The sequence below is a fragment of the uncultured Cyclobacterium sp. genome, assembly GCF_963976465.1.
Classification (GTDB): domain Bacteria; phylum Bacteroidota; class Bacteroidia; order Cytophagales; family Cyclobacteriaceae; genus Cyclobacterium.
The window spans coordinates 1-2,476 of the sequence record NZ_CAXBOC010000648.1 but is presented as its reverse complement, the minus strand read 5'-3'; the positions used below and the strand labels follow the sequence as shown (position 1 = coordinate 2,476).

At 38.6% G+C, this 2,476-nt stretch carries 3 protein-coding genes; 2 read left to right on the top strand and 1 reads right to left on the bottom strand.

The window, feature by feature from the left end:
• Positions 1-428: ATP-grasp domain-containing protein (locus AAC037_RS23415; protein WP_339906038.1), on the top strand; the 428-nt coding region annotated here is incomplete at its 5' end.
• Positions 429-441: 13 nt separating this feature from the next.
• On the top strand, positions 442-1,173 hold the full coding sequence (gene rluF / locus AAC037_RS23410; RefSeq protein ID WP_339906037.1) for a 23S rRNA pseudouridine(2604) synthase RluF: 732 nt from the start codon (positions 442-444) through the stop codon (positions 1,171-1,173).
• A 614-nt stretch (positions 1,174-1,787) separates the two neighbouring features.
• On the opposite strand, the gene AAC037_RS23405 is transcribed toward rluF, so the two are convergent.
• Positions 1,788-2,476: HAD-IIA family hydrolase (locus AAC037_RS23405; protein ID WP_339906036.1), on the bottom strand; the 689-nt coding region annotated here is incomplete at its 5' end.

Below are 2,476 nucleotides of genomic sequence, written 5' to 3'. Positions count from 1 at the left end.
TTAAGGAAGATGGGCAGGTGATAGTGGAGGAGTTTGTAAGTGGAAGGGAATTCTCTATTGGGATATATAAAACGAATGGCAAGATCGTAGTGCTTCCTTCTACTGAAATTATCAGTTCTAAAGAGTTTTTTGACTTTGAGGCCAAATACCAACCCGGAGTTTCAGAAGAAATTACTCCTGGTAGGATGGATGAAAGAGATGTAGCTCGGGTGAAGCAAATTGCCGAAAAGGTTTACCAAACATTGAATTGTAAAGGTGCAGTTCGAATGGATTATTTCTTGGAAACCAAGACGGATAAATTCTATTTTATTGAAATCAATACAGTACCGGGTCAAACGGAAACAAGTTTGATTTCTCAGCAAGTGAAAGCAGTAGGAATGAGTCTTAAAACATTCTATACAGAAGTGATAGAAGAAATGTGGCCTTAATAAAAAACGAAGGATGGTTAAAAATGAAGTCAGGATTAACAAGTACCTAAGTGAAATTGGTTTTTGCTCCAGAAGAGAGGCGGATCGGATGATTGCCGCAGATAGGGTAACAATCAATGGCAAAGTTCCGGAAATGGGCACCAAGATACTTCCCGGGGATGAGGTGCGTGTGGATGGTGAATTGGTAAGTGCTCCCAAGGAACAACCTGTTTATATTGCTTTCAATAAGCCGGTAGGGATTGTTTGTACGACTGACACCAGCCAAAAAGACAATATTGTGGATTATATAAACCATCCGCAAAGGATTTTTCATATAGGTAGATTAGATAAACCTAGCGAAGGACTTATTTTATTAACGAGTGATGGAGATATTGTGAATAAAATTTTGAGGGCAGGCAATTCTCATGAGAAAGAATACATAGTAAAGGTTAATAAGCCCATTGTAGGAGATTTTTTAGAAAAAATGAGCAATGGCGTTCCTATTTTAGGGGTAGTAACGCAAAAGTGTCAAGTGCGGCAAATGAAGAAAGATACATTTAGGATTATTCTTACGCAGGGTTTAAATCGACAGATAAGAAGGATGTGTGATTATTTGGGGTATAAAGTTGTGGCGTTGAAGCGGGTCCGGATCATGAATATAAAGCTAGACCTGCCAAGAGGGAAATGGCGAGATTTAACTCCTAATGAGCTTGAGGAATTAAAATACTTGGTCATAGATTCATCAAAGACTCATCTGGGGGATTAGTTCCTGAAAAATGCATAAGCACAATATATAGGGTTATATTTAAACCTATTTTACTGTAATTTACGTTAAAAGATAATTATTAGGGTTAAATTACAACTTGTAAATGCGTATTTCGTATTTATTATTGTCATTTTTCTAAAAATATGCGACTTAGCCAGAGTTGGTTTGAGTATTATCTATAAAAAACAGTGTGAAAATAAAAATAATGTAATAATCATCCGTTTTTATTGATGAAATTTTAATTTTATAATCTTTTTATTACCTTTGAAATATCAAATAAAGACAAAAGGTCTTTGGGTGGTAGTCAGAAGGTCTGCTGCTATTGTATACTGTAGGATGATGAAACTGGTAGACATGCCCTCTTCTTTTGGGGGTGGGGATCACAAGATAAAGAAAATATAGAGCTCGTATTTTTCCTAACTGCTCCGTGGAGGTTCGACTCCTTTTCCTACAGCAGGTTATTTTGGGTTTATTGTTAATTGACTAAAGCTATGAAATTTTATTTCATAGCTTTTTTTTGTCTAGGGTTAAAAAAAGGTAACGCCATCTATAGCGTTACCTTTGTGCTGCGTTTTGGCTTAGGTTTTATATTTTTTTACCTACATAATGATTTTTTACTGAAGTACCAGTTCTCCATGGATGATTTTTTCCATGACCATCGGGTCGTTCAATTCTTGTATGCTAGAGATGATATGGTCAGGTCTATAGGCGTAAGAATCAAGGTCTTCGGTGCTAGTGGATCCGGTTAAGGTCAGCACTGTTTTAAATCCCATTTGTACGCCTCCCAGTATATCTGTTTCCATGGTATCTCCTACCATAATGGTATTGGCTGAGTGTGTGCCTAGTTCTGCCTTGGCGATTCTCATCATTACAGGGCTGGGTTTTCCTGCGCTAAATGCTTTTTTGCCTGTGGCCATTTCTATCATCGATACGAATGCGCCGCATCCGGAACGGATTGAGTTATTGGAGCTTGGACAGTAGGCGTCCAGGTTGGTGGCGATAAGTTTTGAACCATTCATTACCATGTTTATTGCCTTGTCAACCGATTCAAGCATGATTGTCCTTCCTTCTCCAATGACTACATAGTCCGGTGCATCGTCGACGATGGAGTACCCGTTGCTGTGAAGGGCGGTAAGTAAACCGCCTTCTCCAATAACATAGGCTGTTCCGTTGGGTTTTTGTGAAGCCAGGTATCTTGCTGTGGCTATTGCGCAGGTGAAAATATGCTTTTCTTGCACATTGATTCCCATACGGCTTAATTTGGCTACTACGTCTCTGCAGTTTCTTTGGCTATTGTTGGTAA

Bases quoted from the DNA above. Each gene is read 5' to 3' on its own strand.
- rluF (WP_339906037.1), top strand. From the start codon at position 442: ATGGTTAAAAATGAAGTCAGGATTAACAAGTACCTAAGTGAAATTGGT.